Origin of the sequence: Stutzerimonas sp. Brlt_14, assembly GCF_051948915.1 — a bacterium.
Lineage (GTDB): Bacteria > Pseudomonadota > Gammaproteobacteria > Pseudomonadales > Pseudomonadaceae > Stutzerimonas > Stutzerimonas stutzeri.
This window is the reverse complement of the sequence record NZ_JAYJLM010000004.1, coordinates 56,049-72,768: the sequence shown is the minus strand read 5'-3', so window position 1 is coordinate 72,768 and position 16,720 is coordinate 56,049. Positions and strand designations below refer to the sequence as shown.

Genomic DNA, 16,720 nt, shown 5'->3' with positions numbered 1-16,720 from the left:
GACACACATGAAAGACCGCCTGTTCGTCATCAGCCAGTATGTGCTGCCGCATCACCTGATTTCCCGCCTGGCCGGCTGCCTGGCCGAATGCCGCCTGCCCTGGGTGAAGAACACGTTCATCAAGTGGTTCGTCCGGCATTTTCAGGTCGACATGCGCGAGGCGCAGATCGAGGAGCCGACGGCCTACGAACATTTCAACGCCTTCTTCACCCGCGCCCTGAAGGACGGCGCCCGTCCGCTGGACAGCACGCCCGGCGCGATCCTCAACCCCTGCGACGGCGCCATCAGCCAGCTCGGCAAGATCGAGCAGGGCCGCATCTTCCAGGCCAAGGGCCACAGTTTCAGCGCCATGGAGCTGCTCGGCGGCGATCATGAGCGTGCAGCACCGTTCATGGGCGGCGCCTTCGCCACGGTGTACCTATCGCCCAAGGACTACCACCGCGTGCATATGCCGGTCAGCGGCACGCTGCGGGAGATGGTCTATGTGCCGGGGCGGATCTTCTCGGTCAACACCGTCACGGCGCAGGGCGTGCCGGAGCTGTTCGCGCGCAACGAGCGGGTCGTCTGCCTGTTCGACACCGAGCACGGCCCCATGGCGATGGTTCTGGTGGGCGCGATGATCGTTGCCAGCATCGAGACCGTCTGGGCCGGGCTGGTGACCCCGCCCAAGCGCAGCCTGAAGACCTTCCGCTACGACGAAGCGGCTCGCGCGCCTATCCACCTGGAAAAGGGCGCGGAGATGGGCCGTTTCAAACTGGGCTCCACCGTGATCCTGCTGTTCGGGCCGGACCGCGTGCGCTGGGCCGAACAGCTCGGCCCGCTGAGCCCGGTGTGCATGGGCGAGTCGCTGGGTCAGGCGGCGATCACCGCAGCCGCGAGCGAGGCCATCGAGCTTCAGTAAAAGGCGGGGCGCGACATTTCGGTAGCCCTCGGCTGCCGAATATCGGGTAATATCATCGAGCCATCATTTAGTCCTGCCCGTGCCGGCAGATATTGATAGAGTTCACATTACCCATGCCCTGAGCCGCCGCGGAGTCCGCCCGTTTTGGATAGACAGAGCCATCATCTGCTGTTGCGCGCACCCGCACCGACTCGGCAGACCCTGTCCTTCTGTGACGCCAGCGTTCGCGGTGTGACCGGCTGGCTCGCCGGCCTGCCGAAAGCCAACATCGGCGAGACCGCGCGCCAGCTCTATCAAGCGCTGATCGAGCTCAATCAACTGCGCATCGCCTCCGACACCCGCCTGCAGTTGCTCGAGCTGCTGCGTCCGGATGTCGACTTCGTCTGCAACCAGCTGGAAAAACACTTCGTCAACCAGCCGATCGTGCTCAGCGAGCGCCCGCGCAAGGTCGCCGGGCTCTGCCAGGCGTTGCAGAACCACTTGGCGGTGGGCTACAAGCTGATCGTGATACGTGTGGTCTCGCAACCCGATCGCGAGCGTCACCAGCTGCTGTCCATCGCGCTGCAGCGGGCCATCCACTGCCTTGGCGCACTGCTGATCCGCTCGACCCAGCTTTACGGGCCAGCGGCACCCGGGCTATGGCTGGAGCTGCACCAGCTCTACCAACTGGCAGTGGAACAGGGCACCGAGCGCCTGCTCATCCGCGACCCGCTGGCCCGTCATGCCAAGGGGTTGAGCGCGGAACAAAGCTATCTGGCATCCCTGCTGCTCGGCTGTGCGCGCTGCAATCAGATGCGTCAGCAGAGTATCGTCAAGCTCGCCGCCGCGCTGGAGGCCTGGAGCGGCATGGCCCAGATCCAGGCGGTCGGTGCCGCCGGCAGCCTGTTCCTGTTTTCCCCGCTGGTCGATGGGCCACCGCGCTACCGCTCGCTGTTTCCCGAGCGGGAGCAGCAGAACCTGCTCGGTATCAGCACCCAGCCACTGGTGGAAGTCATCGAGGAGCATCTTCGTCTGGCGCCGGACAATCGCCAGCTGACCCGCCTGCCCGCGGCGGCTGGGCTGGACGATGACCTGCTGCGGCACCTCTGCTCCGCCTGGGGCGCAATTTCCGAACGCACCTTTCAGCGCATCCCTGCCCAAGGCAGCCTGACCCTGTGCATCGGCATGACCGCGCTGCACTATCAACTGGCCGGCCAACGCCCGTTCAATGAAGTCCTGGAGCTGCAAGGCACCTCCAACCGTGCGGTGTTCAAGCTGCATAACGGCGCGGCGGATGTCTGGGCGAATGCCTTCGACGCGCAGAGCAGTACCGTCGAGCTGCTGCCGACCCATGACCATATCGAATTCGTCAGCCCGAACCTGACGCGCACGGCCGCCGCCGCCAAAACCGCCGCGCCCGCCAGCGCTCAACCCAGGCGGCCGAGCGAGACGGAAAACCGTCCCCTGTATCAGGTGCAGCTGGTCGACCACAGCCCCGGCGGCTACTGCCTGGCATGGGAAGGCGAAGTGCCCGGCCAGCTGCAGACCGGCGAGCTGCTGGGGCTGCGCGAGGGCAGCTCGCAGAGCTGGAGCATCGCCGTGGTGCGCTGGATACGCCAGGTGCGCGGCGGCAGCACGCAGATGGGGGTCGAGCTGATTGCGCCCCAGGCCCAGCCGTGCGGGTTGCGCCTGCTGCGCAAGGATGACCAGGGCAGCGAATACCTGCGCGCCTTGCTGCTGCCGGAGATCGGTGCGATTTCCCAACCGGCCATGCTGATCGCACCGCGCCTGCCCTTCCAGGAAGGCCACAAGGTCCTGATCAAGCGTGAGGGCGAGGAACAGCGCGCCGTGCTCAATCGGCGGCGCACCGGCACCGGCAACTACAACCAGTTCGAATATCGCTCGCTCGGGCAGGTGGCGCCGGAGCGAGAGACACCTGTCACAGGCTGGAAAACCCACACGGCGGGCGGGGATGAAGATTTTGACTCACTCTGGAAGTCGCTGTAGATTGCCGACTCTCGCATTCTTGCCTGCCCGCGCCGCACCGGCGCGCACTTAAGCTGTTGCCATGGCCCTGCAAAAGAAAACCATCCGCCTGCTGATTCTCGAAGACTCGCAGAACGAGGCCGAGCGTCTGGTCAGCCTTTTCCGCAATGCCGGACAGGCGACCCGGGTGCATCGACTGACGTCCAGCGACGACCTGGCCGAAGCCCTGACGCAGACCTGGGACCTGCTGATCAATGCACCGCAAAGCGAGAACCTCGACCCCAGCGAGGCGATCGGCGCCATTCGCCGGCAGGCCAAGGACATCCCGATCATCCAGCTGACTGCCGGCAACGATGCCGAAGCGATCACCGAAGCATTGATGCTCGGCGCCCAGGATGCGCTGCCGCAGGGCGAGGATGAGTGGCTCCTGCTGGTGGCCAACCGCGAGCTGGCCAACCTGGAAGAGCGTCGCGCACGACGCTCGGCGGAAGTGGCGCTGCGCGAGGCCGAAAAGCGCTGCCAGTTGCTGCTCGACAGCTCGGTGGATGCCATCGCCTATGTGCACGATGGCATGCACATCTACGCCAACCGCGCCTACCTCGAGCTGTTCGGCTACGACGACGTGGAGGATCTGGAAGGCATGCCGATGATCGACCTGATCGCCGGCACCGACCAGAGTCGCTTCAAGACGTTCCTGAAGAACTACCAGACCCTCGAAGGCGCCGCCGAGCTTGCCTGCGGTGGCGTGCGCGCCGACGGCGACACGCTAAAGACACGGATGATCTTCTCGCCGGCGGCCTACGACGGCGAGCCCTGCATCCAGGTCGTGATCCGTGCCGAGAACGACAGCGCCGAACTGCAGAAACTGCGCGAAATCAGCAGTCAGGACCCCGTGACCGGCCTGCTCAACCGCAACAGCTTCCTCGAAGTGATGGATGCCGCCGTCGAGCGCGCCGTGAACGCCGGACAGAGCGCCAGCCTGGCCTATGTTCGCGTCGACCGCTTCGCCGCGCTGCAGGCGGACATCGGCCTGGCCGACTCGGATGAGCTGCTCAGTCAGCTGGCCACCCTGCTGCGCGGACACTTTTCCGGCGACAGCCAGCTGGCACGCTTCGCCGACGACGTGTTCACCGTGCTGCAGCCCGGCCTCACTCCGCAGCAGGCCGAACCCGAACTGCGCAAGCTGCTGAGCAAGGTCGAAGGCCATCTGCTAGACGTCGGCGGCCGCACGGTGCAGACCACCCTCAGCATCGGTGTCGCCGGCCTCGACGAAAAGACCGCCAAGGCGCAGGACGCCATCGAGCGCGCACACCGCTGTGCCGATGACCTGAGCGACGGCAATGCGCTGAAAATCTACAACCCGGCCGACGAGCTGGCCGCCGCCGCCAACCGCGGCGACATCATCGCCATGCTCAAGCAGGCCCTGGAGAACAACAGCTTCCGCCTGCTGTTCCAGCCGATCATCAGCCTGCGTGGCGACAGTTTCGAACACTACGAAGTGCTGCTGCGCCTGCTCGATCCGCAAGGCGTGCAGGTACCGCCCAGCGACTTCCTCAGCGTCGCCAGCGAGGCGGGCCTGGCCACCAAGATCGATCGCTGGGTCATCCTCAACTCCATCAAGCTGCTGGCCGAACACCGCGCCAAGGGCCATCGCACACGGCTGTTCCTGCACCTGTCGGCTGCCAGCATCCAGGACGCCAGCCTGCTGGCCTGGCTGGGCGTCGTGCTCAAGGCGTCGCGCCTGCCGGGCGATTCGCTGGCCTTCGAATTGGGCGAAGCCGACGCCGTGGCCTACCTGAAGCCGGCCAAGGCGCTGGCGCAGGGGTTGGCCGGGCTCGGCTGTCGCATCGCGCTGTCCCAGTTCGGCTGCGTGCTCAACCCGTTCAACACGCTCAAGCATCTGGACGCCGAGTTCATCAAGGTCGACGGCTCCTACACCCAGGACCTCACCCGCCAGGAGAACCAGGAAGCCCTGAAGGCACTGCTGGCCGAGCTGCATGAGCAGCAGAAGCAGAGCATCGTGCCCTTCGTCGAAAGCGCCACGGTACTTGCCACCCTCTGGCAGGCCGGCGTCAGCTATATCCAGGGCCACTACCTGCAGGGCCCGAGCCAGTCGATGGACTACGACTTCTCCTCCGACGAAGAATGACCTCCGGGCTGGCCCCCACCAGCCCGAAGACAGCCTCCTGCGCCAACTCGCCCTGACTTGATCGCGGTCATCCGCCGGCTTCCACGCTGGGCTAGAGTGTCCGGACGTCTTCACTTCCAGGAGGAGTCGCACCATGGCCATGATGAAAGCCGCCGTGTTCGTCGAGCCGGGCCGCATCGAACTGCAGGACAAGCCCATCCCCGAGATTGGTCCCAACGATGCGCTGCTGCGCATCACCACGACCACCATCTGCGGCACCGATGTCCACATTCTCAAGGGTGAATACCCGGTCGCTCCCGGCCTGACCATCGGTCACGAACCGGTGGGCATCATCGAAAAGCTGGGCAGCAACGTGAAGGGCTACCAGGAAGGCCAGCGGGTGATCGCCGGCGCCATCTGCCCCAGCTTCACCTCCTACGCATGCCAGGACGGCCTGCCCGCTCAGGATGGCGGCTGCTCCTGCCATGGCTACAAGCCCATGGGCGGCTGGCGATTCGGCAATACCATCGACGGCACTCAGGCCGAATACGTGCTGGTGCCCGACGCCCAGGCCAACCTGGCGCCGGTGCCGGACGCGCTGACCGACGAGCAGGTGCTGATGTGTCCGGACATCATGTCCACCGGTTTCGCTGGCGCCGAGGCGGCCAATATCAAGATCGGCGATATCGTGGTGATCTTCGCCCAGGGCCCGATCGGGCTGTGCGCCACCGCCGGCGCCCGGCTGCGCGGCGCTGGCACCATCATCGCGGTGGACGGCGTGGATGCGCGGCTGGATATCGCGCGCAAGATGGGTGCGGATGTGACGCTCAACTTCCGCAATGTGGATGTGGTGGAGGAAGTGCTGAAACTGACCGGCGGCCGCGGCGTCGACGCCTCGATCGAGGCGCTGGGTCTGCAATCGACCTTCGAAAGTGCGCTGCGGGTGCTCAAGCCGGGCGGAACCCTGTCCAGTCTGGGCGTCTACTCCAGCGACCTGAGCATTCCGCTGGGCGCCTTCCATGCCGGCCTGGGCGACAACAAGATCGTCACCTCGCTCTGCCCCGGCGGCAAGGAACGCATGCGCCGACTGCTCAATGTGGTGGCGTCCGGCCGCGTCGATCTCGCCCCGCTGGTCACCCATCACTACGCGCTGGACAACATCGGTGCCGCCTATGACCTGTTCGCCAATCAGCGCGACGGTGTGCTGAAGGTGGCGATCAAGCCCTGACGACCGTGTGCTGGCCGGGCGCGCCGTTCGCCGCCCGACCGGTGCGCATCACTCCGAACCCTCGCGGTCGCGGAAGCCCAGCAGATAGAGGATGCCGTCCAGGCCCAGGGTGGAGATGGCCTGCTTGGCCGACTGCTTGACCAGCGGCTTGGCACGGAAGGCGACGCCGAGCCCGGCGAGGCCGAGCATCGGCAGGTCGTTGGCTCCATCACCCACGGCGATGGTCTGCTCCAGGCACAGTCCTTCCTGCTCGGCCAGTTGGCGCAGCAGATCGGCCTTGCGCTGGGCATCGACGATAGGCTCGACCGCCACGCCGGTGACTTTGCCGTTTTCGATCTGCAGCTCGTTGGCGAATACGTAGTCGATGCCCAACTTGGCCTGCAGCTGCTTGGCGAAATAGCTGAAGCCGCCGGAGAGGATCGCCGTCTTGTAGCCCAGGCGCTTGAGCTCGGCGAACAGCACCTCGGCGCCCTCGGTCAGGCGCAGGCTGGCGCCGATATCGGCCAGCACGTTTTCCGACAGCCCCTCGAGCAGCGCCAGGCGTTCCTTGAAGCTGGCGCGGAAATCCAGCTCGCCGCGCATCGCGCGCTCGGTGATCTCCGACACCTGCTCGCCAACGCCAGCGGCCTTGGCCAGCTCGTCGATGACCTCGGCCTCGATCAGCGTGGAGTCCATGTCGAACACGGCCAGGCGACGGTTGCGCCGGTAGACCGAATCGCGCTGGAAGGCGATATCGACGTTCAGCTCCTGCGCCACGCTGAGGAACTCGGCACGCAGTGCGGCCGTGTCGGCCGGCTCGCCGCGCACAGAGAGCTCGATGCAGCCCTTGCCCCGCTCTTCGGGCATGTCCAGCGGCATACGCCCGGACAGCCGATCGATGTGGTCGATGTTGAGCCCGTACTTGGCGGTGATCGAGCTGACCCGCTGCAGCTGCTCGGCGGTGACCTTGCGCGTCAGCAGCGTGACGATGTGCCGGGCCTTGCCTTGCCCCGCGACCCAGTGCTGGTAGTCAGCCTCGGAAACCGGCGTGAAGCGCACCTGCTGGTCGTGCTTGTAGCCCATGAAGAGCACGTCCTTGAGGACCGACGAAGCGCGCTCGTTATCCGGAATCTCGATCAGGATGCCGAACGACAGCGTGTCGTGGATCACTGCCTGGCCGATGTCGAGAATGTTCACGCCACCCTGGGCGAGCACGCCGGTAATGGCCGCGGTCAGGCCCGGGCGATCTTCACCGGTGATATTGATCAGGACGATTTCGCGCAAGGCGCAGCTCCCATGGCAGGCAATGAAGGCCGGCATTCTACATCAGCTGGCAAGGGGGCTGGACAGCCGCCACCGCCTCCGCACGCGCAGCGCCGGCGGCGCAATTCGTCAGCTTACCGTTGCAGACCTTTAGCGCCCCCCGCGCTATCCGTATACTGCTCGGCAATTTCCCGACGAGAAGAGCCGCGCTCTGTGAACCGGCCCGCATCCGTAAAGCCAGACAACTTCTTCCTCATGCTCTATCGCGCCGTGCGCCAGCACCGCGTGCCGCTGGTGTTGCGCATCGCCGCCCATACGCTGCTGCTCGTGGCGTTGGCGCTGATCATCTACGCCTGGGTGATCGGCATGCAGTTCAAGCACGCCATGGCGCAGCAGGCCGATGCCCTCGGCCAGAGCCTGGTCACGCAGACTGCCGCCTCGGCCACCGACCTGCTGGTGGCCAACGACATCCTCAGCCTGAACGTGCTGCTGAGCAATCTGGTGAAGAATCCGCTGGTTGCCCACGCGGCGATCTACAGCGTCGACAACCGCGTGCTGGCCGAGTCCGGCACGCGCCCGCAGAAGGGCCTGCTCGGCGATGACAGCGGCCTTTATTCGACCCCGATCAGCTTCCAGGAGGTAATCGCCGGCCACCTGCGCGTCAGCCTCGACATGCAGCAGTTCCAGCAGCCGATGACCATCAGCCTGCAGAGCATGGGCCTGCTCAGCCTGATCCTGCTGGCCCTGACGCTGATGCTGAGCCTGCGCCTCGGCCGCCAACTGGCGACACCGTTGATGCAGATGCGCCTCTGGCTGCGCGATCCGGATGATCCTGCGCCGGGTGCCGGGCGCCAGGACGAGATCGGTGACCTTGCGCGCCAGTTGCAGGCACGGCTGGTGCCGGAAAAGCCCGAGCCGGAACTCGACCTCAGCGATGCGCTGGATGACGATTATTTCGAGCAGGATGATGATCGCGCCATCCCGCAGCGCACGCAGTCTCGCCCCGAACGCTTCGACATCGATCTGGACGATGACGAGCCGCAGCGCCCGGCACGACTGTCGGCCAACTTCGACGACGACGAACTGGAGATCGCCGACGACGAACCGCCATTCGATAGCCCGGCGTCAGCCAGCAGCGCGCCGCAGCCTAGCCTTCCGCGTTCGACCCGTAGTGCCGTGCTGGCCATCCAGCTCGGCGCCCAGGACCAGCTGCGCCGCCTGCCGCGGCCTCGCCTGACCGAGCTGCTGCAGCGCTACCGCGATTGCCTGCAACAGGCCGCCACGCTCTACCAGGCCGAGCTGCACACGCTCAACGACGGCAGCAGCCTGATGCTGTTCCACAGCCAGGACGACGAGCAGAACTACCTGACCCATGCGATCTGCTGTGGCGAGCTGATGCGCGCGCTGGCTCATGCGCTGCAGATCGACGTCGCCGACAGCGGCATCACGCTGCAGCTGCAACTGGGCCTGACCCAGGGCGATGGCCTGTTCGACCTGAGCCAGGGCGACCTCTTGCTCAGCGAGCCGGCACAGGCGGCACTGGACATGTCGCTGCACAGCCGCAACCTGTTGCTGGTCGAAAGCAGCATCAGCGAAGACCGGCTGATCCAGCAACGCGCCCGCATCCGCCCGATCGCCAGCCCCGAAGGCGCCTGCTGCGTCGAGCGCCTGCTGGACCCCTACCCTTCTTTGCTGGAACGCCAACTGGCCCGGATGCACGAGCTGCGCAGCCGCACCTACTGACGCGCTCGCGGGCGAGCGCCCGCTGCCAGCAAGACGGGCTGACGATTGGCGAACGCGGCAGTGCATCTCGCCGACGCCTCCTCCACCCGCAAAAAAGAAAAGCCCGACCAGGATCACCGGTCGGGCTTTTTCAGTCGTACTTCCACCACTCAGCGGTGTCAGAAGCGGAAGACTTCCAGGTCGGTTCGGATCGGCTCGGCCGCCGGAATGCGCGGTGCCGGCGGTTCGGCCGACTTGCTCACCTGTGGCTTGGCCGGAGCCGGCTTGGGCGGCGTCTTGGCGACCAGCGCGGGCTCGACCGCCCCGGCCACCATCTCGCTCAGGCGCTGCAGCAGGGCGCTCTGCGCGCGCACCTGATCGGCGGTGGTGCCGAGGTGCTCTTCCTGCAGGCGCACCAGACGGCTGCCCAGATGCTTGCCGGCCTTGTCGCGCAGACGCCACTGCGCCTCGAGTACCGCCGGGTACGCAGGCCCGGAATCGAGGCGGGTGATGGACAGCTCGATCTGTACCTCCGGCGCGAAGCCTTCGTCGGCGGGACCGAGCACCAGGCTTTGCGTATCCAGGCGCCAGGCCAACTGGCGCAGCATGAGCTGCTCGATATCGGCCTTGAGGCTGCCCGCCCAGCGGGCCTGCTGGTCATCGGCAGCCAGGCTGCCGTCGGCCAGACGCTGCAGCAGCGCATCGCGCTGCAGATAATCGGCAAGGGTAACCGGCGCCAGCAGCACGGCCGCGCCATCGATCCGCTCCGGCACCTCGGTGGTACCGCTGTCCAGGCGATACATGGGTGCCGGCTGCAGACCGACACAGCCGGTCAGGCCGATGCTGGCCAGCAACAACACAGTCGGAACACGCAGCAAGTTCTTCATTACCGTCATAACACCACAGTTCAGGCCACTGCCGACCCTCTCGGCCGCCGTCGCCTCGTGCCCATGTCGCGTCGGACAGCATGTCGTCGACGCGCAACTAGGCACCGGGCAAAACGCCGCAGGCTGGAAAGGCCGCTATCTTCCGTGAATCTGGCCGTCGATTCCAGCGCCAATGCACATTGTCACACTTCTACCAGCAGGCCCTCGACGCGCTGGAAGCCTCGCGGCAGCTTGTTGCCGCGCCTGCCACGTTCGCCCTTGTAGTGCTCGAGATCCTCGGCCTTGAGCGACAGCGTGCGCTTGCCAGCCTGCAGGACCAGGGTGGCGCCAGCCGGCAGCACGGCGAGATCGACCAGATACTCCTCGCGACTGGCCACCCGCTCCCCGGGAATGCCGATGATCTTGTTGCCCTTGCCCTTGCCCAGCTGCGGCAGGTCGCGCACCGGGAAGACCAGCAGGCGGCCTTCGGTGGTGACCGCGGCAAGCCAGTCGTCCTCGCGGCTGGCCAATGGTCGTGGTGCGACGACGCGGGCGCCGGCCGGCAGGGAGAGCAGCGCCTTGCCAGCCTTGTTCTTGGCCTGAAGGTCCTCGCCCTTGACGACAAAACCATAGCCGGCATCCGAGGCGATCACATAGAGCGCCTCATCGTCGGGCAGCAGCACGCATTCGAAGCTGGCGCCTGGCGGCGGAGTCAGCCGGCCGGTGAGCGGCTCGCCCTGGCCACGTGCCGATGGCAACGTGTGGGCTGCCAGCGAGTAGCTGCGGCCGGTGGAGTCGATGAACACTGCATGCTGGTTCGAGCGGCCCGCCGCCGCCGCCTTGAAGTTGTCGCCGGCCTTGTAGGAAAGCCCGCCGGCATCGATGTCGTGACCCTTGGCGCAGCGCGCCCAGCCCTTCTCGGAAATCACCACGGTGACCGGCTCGGACGGCAGCAGCTCGTTCTCCGTCAGGGCTCGGGCCTCGGCGCGCTCGACAATCGGCGAGCGGCGGTCATCGCCATAGGTTTCGGCGTCTTCCAGCAGTTCCTTGCGCACCAGCTTCTTCAGCTTGGCTTCGCTGCCGAGCAGTGCCAGCAGCCGCTCGCGCTCCTTGGCCAGCTCGTCCTGCTCGCCGCGGATCTTCATCTCTTCCAGACGCGCCAGCTGGCGCAGACGGGTGTCGAGGATGTAGTCAGCCTGAAGCTCGGACAATTCGAAACGCGCCATCAGCACCGGCTTGGGCTGATCCTCGGTTCGGATGATGTGGATCACCTCGTCGAGGTTGAGGAACGCCACCAAAAGGCCTTCCAACAGGTGCAGGCGCTTTTCCACCTTGTCCAGGCGGAACTGCAGACGACGGCGCACGGTACCGATGCGGTAGGTCAGCCACTCGCTGAGCAGGGTGCGCAGGTTCTTCACCTGCGGCCGGCCGTCGATGCCGATGACATTGGTGTTGACCCGGTAGCTGGATTCCAGGTCGGTGGTGGCGAACAGGTGCTGCATCAGCGCCTCGACATCGACCCGGTTGGAGCGCGGGATGATGACGATGCGGCAGGGGTTCTCATGGTCCGACTCGTCACGCAGGTCGGCCACCATCGGCAGCTTCTTGGCCTGCATCTGCCCGGCGATCTGCTCGAGCACCTTGGAACCTGACACCTGGTGCGGCAACGCGGTGACCACGATATCGCCGTCCTCGACCCGGTAGACGGCACGCATGCGCACCGAACCACGGCCGGTTTCGTAGATCTTCAGCAGGTCCGCACGCGGCGTGACGATCTCGGCCTCGGTCGGGAAATCCGGCCCCTGCACATGCTCGCAGAGCTGCTCGACGCTGGCACTCGGCTCGTCGAGCAGACGCACGCAGGCGGCGGCGACTTCACGCAGGTTGTGCGGCGGCACGTCGGTGGCCATGCCCACGGCGATGCCGGTGGTGCCGTTGAGCAGCAGGTTGGGCAGCCGCGCCGGCAGGGTCGCCGGTTCGTCCAGGGTGCCGTCGAAGTTCGGCACCCAGTCCACCGTGCCCTGCCCCAGTTCGGACAGCAGCACCTCGGAATAGCGTGACAGGCGCGCCTCGGTGTAGCGCATGGCGGCGAAGGACTTGGGATCGTCCGGAGCACCCCAGTTGCCCTGACCGTCGACCAGCGTGTAGCGGTAGCTGAACGGCTGTGCCATCAGCACCATCGCCTCGTAGCAGGCGCTGTCGCCGTGCGGGTGGAACTTGCCGAGCACGTCACCGACGGTACGCGCGGACTTCTTGTGCTTGGCGTCGGCGTTCAGGCCGAGTTCGCTCATGGCATAGACGATGCGCCGCTGCACAGGCTTGAGGCCGTCGCCGATATGCGGCAGCGCGCGATCCATGATCACGTACATGGAATAGTTGAGGTAGGCCTGCTCGGTGAAGTCGGCGAGGGAGCGCCGCTCCACGCCGTCCAGGCTCAGGTCGAGGGATTCGCTCATGGTCGATCCGTTACATGCTGGCGCAGCACCAGGGTGCCGGCGCGCTGGGTGAATTCAAGTTGTTTCAGGGCGCTCATGCCGAGCAGAACCTGTTCGCTGCGAAAGCCGGGGGCGACGATGGCGCGCACGTCGCGCAGCACGATGTCGCCCAGGCTGAGGCTGTTCAACACGGTGCGATAGCCGGTGGTCTGGCCGTTGGCGGTGTGCAGCATCACCGGCGCACCGCGGGACAGTCCCAGCCGCTCGGCCAGCTCGGCCGGCACGGCGACGTCCGTGGCGCCGGTGTCGAGCAGAAAGGTGACCGTTTCGCCATTGATCTTGCCGCTGGCGACGAAATGCCCCTGGACGTTGCCAGCCAGCTGCACCTCGATCTGCTCGCCCTGCAGCTGGGATACCGGCTGGCGGTTCGGGTTGAGGCGATCCTCCTCCCAGGCGGCGAAGAAGCGCGTCGCCAGGTACAGCCCGACGCCCCAGGCGAGCACCAGCATCACCCGCCCGGCACGACGCCCGGCCGTCTGGCTCACGGCCGCGCCATCCAGCCGCCGCTCGGTGCGGCGAAACGCCAGACGATGGGTCTCTTCTCGCCGTCGCCGCGCGCCTTGCCGTTGTTGTCGACGCCGATCCAGGCCCCTTCGGCGTCGATCCACAGCGCCTCGGCATTACCGAACGGCTCGCGGTAGCGGCGCTCCTCGGTCAGCGCCTCGGCGGCGAACGACCAGCAGCGTTCGACCGTCCCGTTCGCCGGGCTGCGCCGGCAGACCCGATATGCAGAGGGCTCCAGCACGAACAGCTTGTCGTTGAAATAGGCCAGGGCCGAGAAGCTGCGCGGCAGCGGCGTATCGCCGAGCGCCGCGGGGGGCTGCTGATGCCCGCCCTGCGCCATCAGCACACAACCGCCGGTGCACTGCCAGCTGCTCTGCTTGCGGTGCATCACCAGCAGCCCGCGGCGTTCGCGCTCGGCGGCCAGCCACATGCGTTCGGCCTTCGGGTCGACTGCAATGCCCTCGAACAGCGCGTTGAAATGCCAGAGCATGCCGCTGGCCCGGGCCTGACGAACCAGGGACTCGGGCAGGCGCAGCCATTCCGCCGTGCCGGCCGGGCTCACCCGCAGCACGGCGGCATGCGCCTCGCTGACGACGTAGCGATTGCCCAGCGCATCGCAGCTCAGCCCTTCGAAATCGAGGTGGCCGCCGCGCACATGGCCACTGAGCCAGGCGCGCATGCGCATGCCCCAGGGCAAACCACTATCGGGCGGCGGGCCGGCTTCGAAGCGCTCCGGTTCGGCCTGCCAGGGCGAGACGCTGGTATCGAGCCGGTACAGCACGTCGTCTTCGCGGTCGGATACCGCCCACAACGCATCTCCGCACCAGGCCATTCCGGACAGATTGCCGCCGCTCATGCCCTGCACGGGATGCTCGCTCAACAGCTTCAGCTCGGGCGCCGGCTCGTTGGCCCAGAGCGGTGCCGATACCAGACTCAGCAGCGCCAGCCCACGGCGGATCAAACCAGCACCTCCGCCAGGTTGCCCTTGGACTCGAGCCAGCTCTTGCGGTCGCCAGCGCGCTTCTTGGCCAGCAGCATATCCATGACTTCGCGGGTGCCCTCGAAATCATCCAGGGTCAGCTGCACCAGCCGGCGGGTGTTGGGGTCCATGGTGGTCTCGCGCAGCTGTGGCGGGTTCATTTCGCCGAGACCCTTGAAGCGCGTCACCTGCGGCTTGCCGCGGCGCTTCTCGGCCACCAGCCGCTCGAGGATGCCGTCACGCTCGGCCTCATCCAGCGCATAGAAGATGTCCTTGCCCAGGTCGATGCGGTACAGCGGCGGCATGGCCACGTAGACATGACCGGCCTCCACCAGCGGGCGGAAATGCTGGACGAACAGGGCGCACAGCAGGGTGGCGATATGCAGGCCGTCGGAGTCGGCGTCGGCGAGGATGCAGATCTTGCCGTAGCGCAGCTGGGCCAGATCGGTGGCGCCCGGATCGACGCCGATGGCCACGGCGATGTCATGTACTTCCTGGCTGGCGAGCACCTCGCCGCCGTCGACCTCCCAGGTGTTCAGGATCTTGCCACGCAGCGGCATGATCGCCTGAAACTCCTTGTCCCGCGCCTGCTTGGCGGAGCCGCCGGCCGAGTCGCCTTCCACCAGGAACAGCTCGGCGCGCATCGGGTCCTGCCCGGCGCAGTCGGCCAGCTTGCCCGGCAGCGCCGGCCCTTGAGTGATCTTCTTGCGCTCGACCTTCTTGCCGGCCTTCAGTCGACGCCCGGCATTGCTGATTGCCAGCTCTGCCAGTTGCATGCCCAGCTCCGGGTGGGCATTGAGCCAGAGGCTGAAGGCATCCTTGACCACACCCGAGACGAACGCCGCCGCCTCGCGTGACGACAGGCGCTCCTTGGTCTGCCCCGAGAACTGCGGCTCCTGCATCTTCATCGAGAGGACAAAGGCGATGCGCTCCCAGATGTCTTCCGGGGCCAGCTTGAGCCCGCGCGGCAGGAGGTTGCGGAACTCGCAGAACTCGCGCATGGCGTCCAGCAGGCCCTGGCGCAAGCCATTGACATGGGTGCCGCCCTGAGCCGTGGGAATCAGGTTGACGTAGCTTTCCTGAACGCTCTCGCCGCCCTCCGGCAACCAGAGCAATGCCCAGTCCACCGCCTCGGTATTGCCCGCCAGGGCGCCGACGAAAGGCTCGTCGGGCAGGCGCTGATACTCACTGACCGAGTCCACCAGGTAGGAGCGCAGGCCGTCCTCGTAGTGCCACTCGACCTTCTCGCCGGTGCTCTTGTCCTCGAAGCTGACGCTCAGCCCCGGGCAGAGCACGGCCTTGGCCTTGAGCACGTGCTTGAGCCGGCTGATGGAAAACTTCGGCGAGTCGAAATACTTGGGATCGGCCCAGAAGCGCACGCTGGTGCCGGTGTTGCGCTTGCCGACGCTGCCGATCACCTCCAGATCACTGGCCTTGAAGCCGTCGGCGAAGCTCATGCGGTACTCGCTGCCATCGCGCTTGACGGTCACCTCGACACGGGTCGACAGCGCGTTGACCACGGAGATGCCGACCCCGTGCAGACCACCGGAAAACTGGTAGTTCTTGTTGGAAAACTTGCCGCCCGCGTGCAGCTTGGTGAGGATCAGCTCGACGCCCGGCACCCCTTCCTCGGGGTGAATGTCCACCGGCATGCCGCGGCCGTCGTCGATCACTTCCAGCGAGTTGTCTTGGTGCAGGATCACCTGGACCGAGCGGGCATGCCCGGCGAGGGCTTCGTCGACACTGTTGTCGATGACTTCCTGGGCCAGGTGATTGGGCCGCGAGGTGTCGGTGTACATGCCCGGGCGCTTGCGCACCGGATCGAGGCCGGAAAGAACCTCGATGGCTTCTGCGGTATAAGACATCTGTCGGGTACGGTCCTTATGTTCTGAACAATCAGCCCGCTACGGGCTGCAAAAAACCAGCGCACCGGCCGGGCTCCATCGCTGCAGTTCTCCTGGCGAACCCGTTCGGGTCGCCTGGGCCCGCACCTCCATCCCAGCTCAGAGTTTTCCCAGCCAGGCCTGCGGCTCGAAGCCGGCGAACGCCAGCAGCGCCGGCAGGCGCTCGGCGAAGCCCTGGAAGCCGTGGTCGCCGCCGGCCTGGATGCGCAGTGCGCAGCCCCGGTAGAACTGCGCCGCGTCACGGTAGTCGAGCGTTTCGTCGCCGGTCTGCAGCCACACCTGATAGCGTTCGGCATCTTCGGGTGGCGCCGTTTCCAGCTCCGCCAGCGCGGTCACGTGATCCTCGGTAAGCTCCCAGACCTCGCCGCTGTACAGGTTGGTTTGTGGTCCGAGATAGCCGTCGAAACGGCGGTGTGGCATCACCGCCGGATTGATCAGCAGGGCCTTCAGGCCATGGCGCTCGGCAAGGTGCGTCGCATAGTAGCCGCCAAGCGAGCTGCCGACCAGCAACGGTCGCCCAAGCTCGGCCAGACAGGTCTCGAGCTGCCCAATGGCCTGACGCGGGTGGTGATGCAGGGCGGGAACCCGCAGACGCTCGGCCTGGCCGAGTCGCTCCAGCGCCGACGACAGATGGCTCGCCTTCTGCGAGAGCGGGGAGCTGTTGAGCCCGTGGATATAGAGGATCGAAGGCGGATAACTGGACATGGATACAGTTCTTGAAAAAACCGCAAGGCTACTAGGCCCATGCTGCGCTCTGCAAGCGACCCGCCCAGGCGTCACGCCTCG

General features: G+C 66.2%; 12 protein-coding genes. 5 read left to right on the top strand and 7 right to left on the bottom strand.

The window, feature by feature from the left end:
• Positions 1-7 precede the first annotated feature (7 nt).
• The 4 genes from asd to VF716_RS10705 all read left to right on the top strand — a co-directional run bounded on the left by asd (position 8) and on the right by VF716_RS10705 (position 6,222).
• Positions 8-901, top strand: coding sequence for an archaetidylserine decarboxylase (asd, locus tag VF716_RS10720; RefSeq protein ID WP_011914808.1), 894 nt, complete (start codon positions 8-10; stop codon positions 899-901).
• Between the two features lie 144 nt (positions 902-1,045).
• Positions 1,046-2,887 carry a molecular chaperone gene (locus VF716_RS10715; protein WP_256045299.1) on the top strand — a complete coding sequence of 614 codons (1,842 nt, stop codon included), beginning with the start codon at positions 1,046-1,048 and terminating at the stop codon, positions 2,885-2,887.
• 61 nt (positions 2,888-2,948) lie between these two features.
• Positions 2,949-5,015 carry a GGDEF/EAL domain-containing response regulator gene (locus VF716_RS10710; protein WP_256045298.1) on the top strand — a complete coding sequence of 689 codons (2,067 nt, stop codon included), beginning with the start codon at positions 2,949-2,951 and terminating at the stop codon, positions 5,013-5,015.
• Positions 5,016-5,148: 133 nt separating this feature from the next.
• Positions 5,149-6,222, top strand: coding sequence for an NAD(P)-dependent alcohol dehydrogenase (locus tag VF716_RS10705; protein ID WP_048330032.1), 1,074 nt, complete (start codon positions 5,149-5,151; stop codon positions 6,220-6,222).
• Positions 6,223-6,270: 48 nt separating this feature from the next.
• Here the strand turns inward: VF716_RS10705 and serB are convergent, their stop codons facing one another.
• Positions 6,271-7,485, bottom strand: coding sequence for a phosphoserine phosphatase SerB (serB, locus tag VF716_RS10700; RefSeq protein ID WP_026006670.1), 1,215 nt, complete (start codon positions 7,483-7,485; stop codon positions 6,271-6,273).
• 192 nt (positions 7,486-7,677) lie between these two features.
• On the opposite strand from serB, the gene VF716_RS10695 reads away from it, so the two are divergent.
• Positions 7,678-9,207 carry an AhpA/YtjB family protein gene (locus VF716_RS10695; protein WP_440552694.1) on the top strand — a complete coding sequence of 510 codons (1,530 nt, stop codon included), beginning with the start codon at positions 7,678-7,680 and terminating at the stop codon, positions 9,205-9,207.
• Between the two features lie 158 nt (positions 9,208-9,365).
• Here the strand turns inward: VF716_RS10695 and VF716_RS10690 are convergent, their stop codons facing one another.
• The 6 genes from VF716_RS10690 to VF716_RS10665 form a co-directional block, all read right to left on the bottom strand.
• Positions 9,366-10,073 carry a PqiC family protein gene (locus VF716_RS10690; protein ID WP_017246547.1) on the bottom strand — a complete coding sequence of 236 codons (708 nt, stop codon included), beginning with the start codon at positions 10,071-10,073 and terminating at the stop codon, positions 9,366-9,368.
• A 182-nt stretch (positions 10,074-10,255) separates the two neighbouring features.
• Positions 10,256-12,508, bottom strand: coding sequence for a DNA topoisomerase IV subunit A (parC, locus tag VF716_RS10685; protein WP_095460187.1), 2,253 nt, complete (start codon positions 12,506-12,508; stop codon positions 10,256-10,258).
• Positions 12,505-13,032, bottom strand: coding sequence for a retropepsin-like aspartic protease family protein (locus tag VF716_RS10680; protein ID WP_014597849.1), 528 nt, complete (start codon positions 13,030-13,032; stop codon positions 12,505-12,507). The genes parC and VF716_RS10680 overlap by 4 nt, the downstream gene beginning before the upstream one ends.
• The gene (locus VF716_RS10675; RefSeq protein ID WP_079328232.1) at positions 13,029-14,012 is read right to left on the bottom strand and encodes an esterase-like activity of phytase family protein; all 984 of its coding nucleotides are present in this window, start codon (positions 14,010-14,012) and stop codon (positions 13,029-13,031) included. The genes VF716_RS10680 and VF716_RS10675 overlap by 4 nt, the downstream gene beginning before the upstream one ends.
• Positions 14,009-15,895, bottom strand: a complete 1,887-nt coding sequence (parE, locus tag VF716_RS10670) for a DNA topoisomerase IV subunit B (RefSeq protein WP_045633170.1) — start codon at positions 15,893-15,895, stop codon at positions 14,009-14,011. The genes VF716_RS10675 and parE overlap by 4 nt, the downstream gene beginning before the upstream one ends.
• A 138-nt stretch (positions 15,896-16,033) precedes the next feature.
• Positions 16,034-16,639, bottom strand: coding sequence for a YqiA/YcfP family alpha/beta fold hydrolase (locus VF716_RS10665; RefSeq protein ID WP_013984196.1), 606 nt, complete (start codon positions 16,637-16,639; stop codon positions 16,034-16,036).
• Positions 16,640-16,720 lie beyond the last annotated feature (81 nt).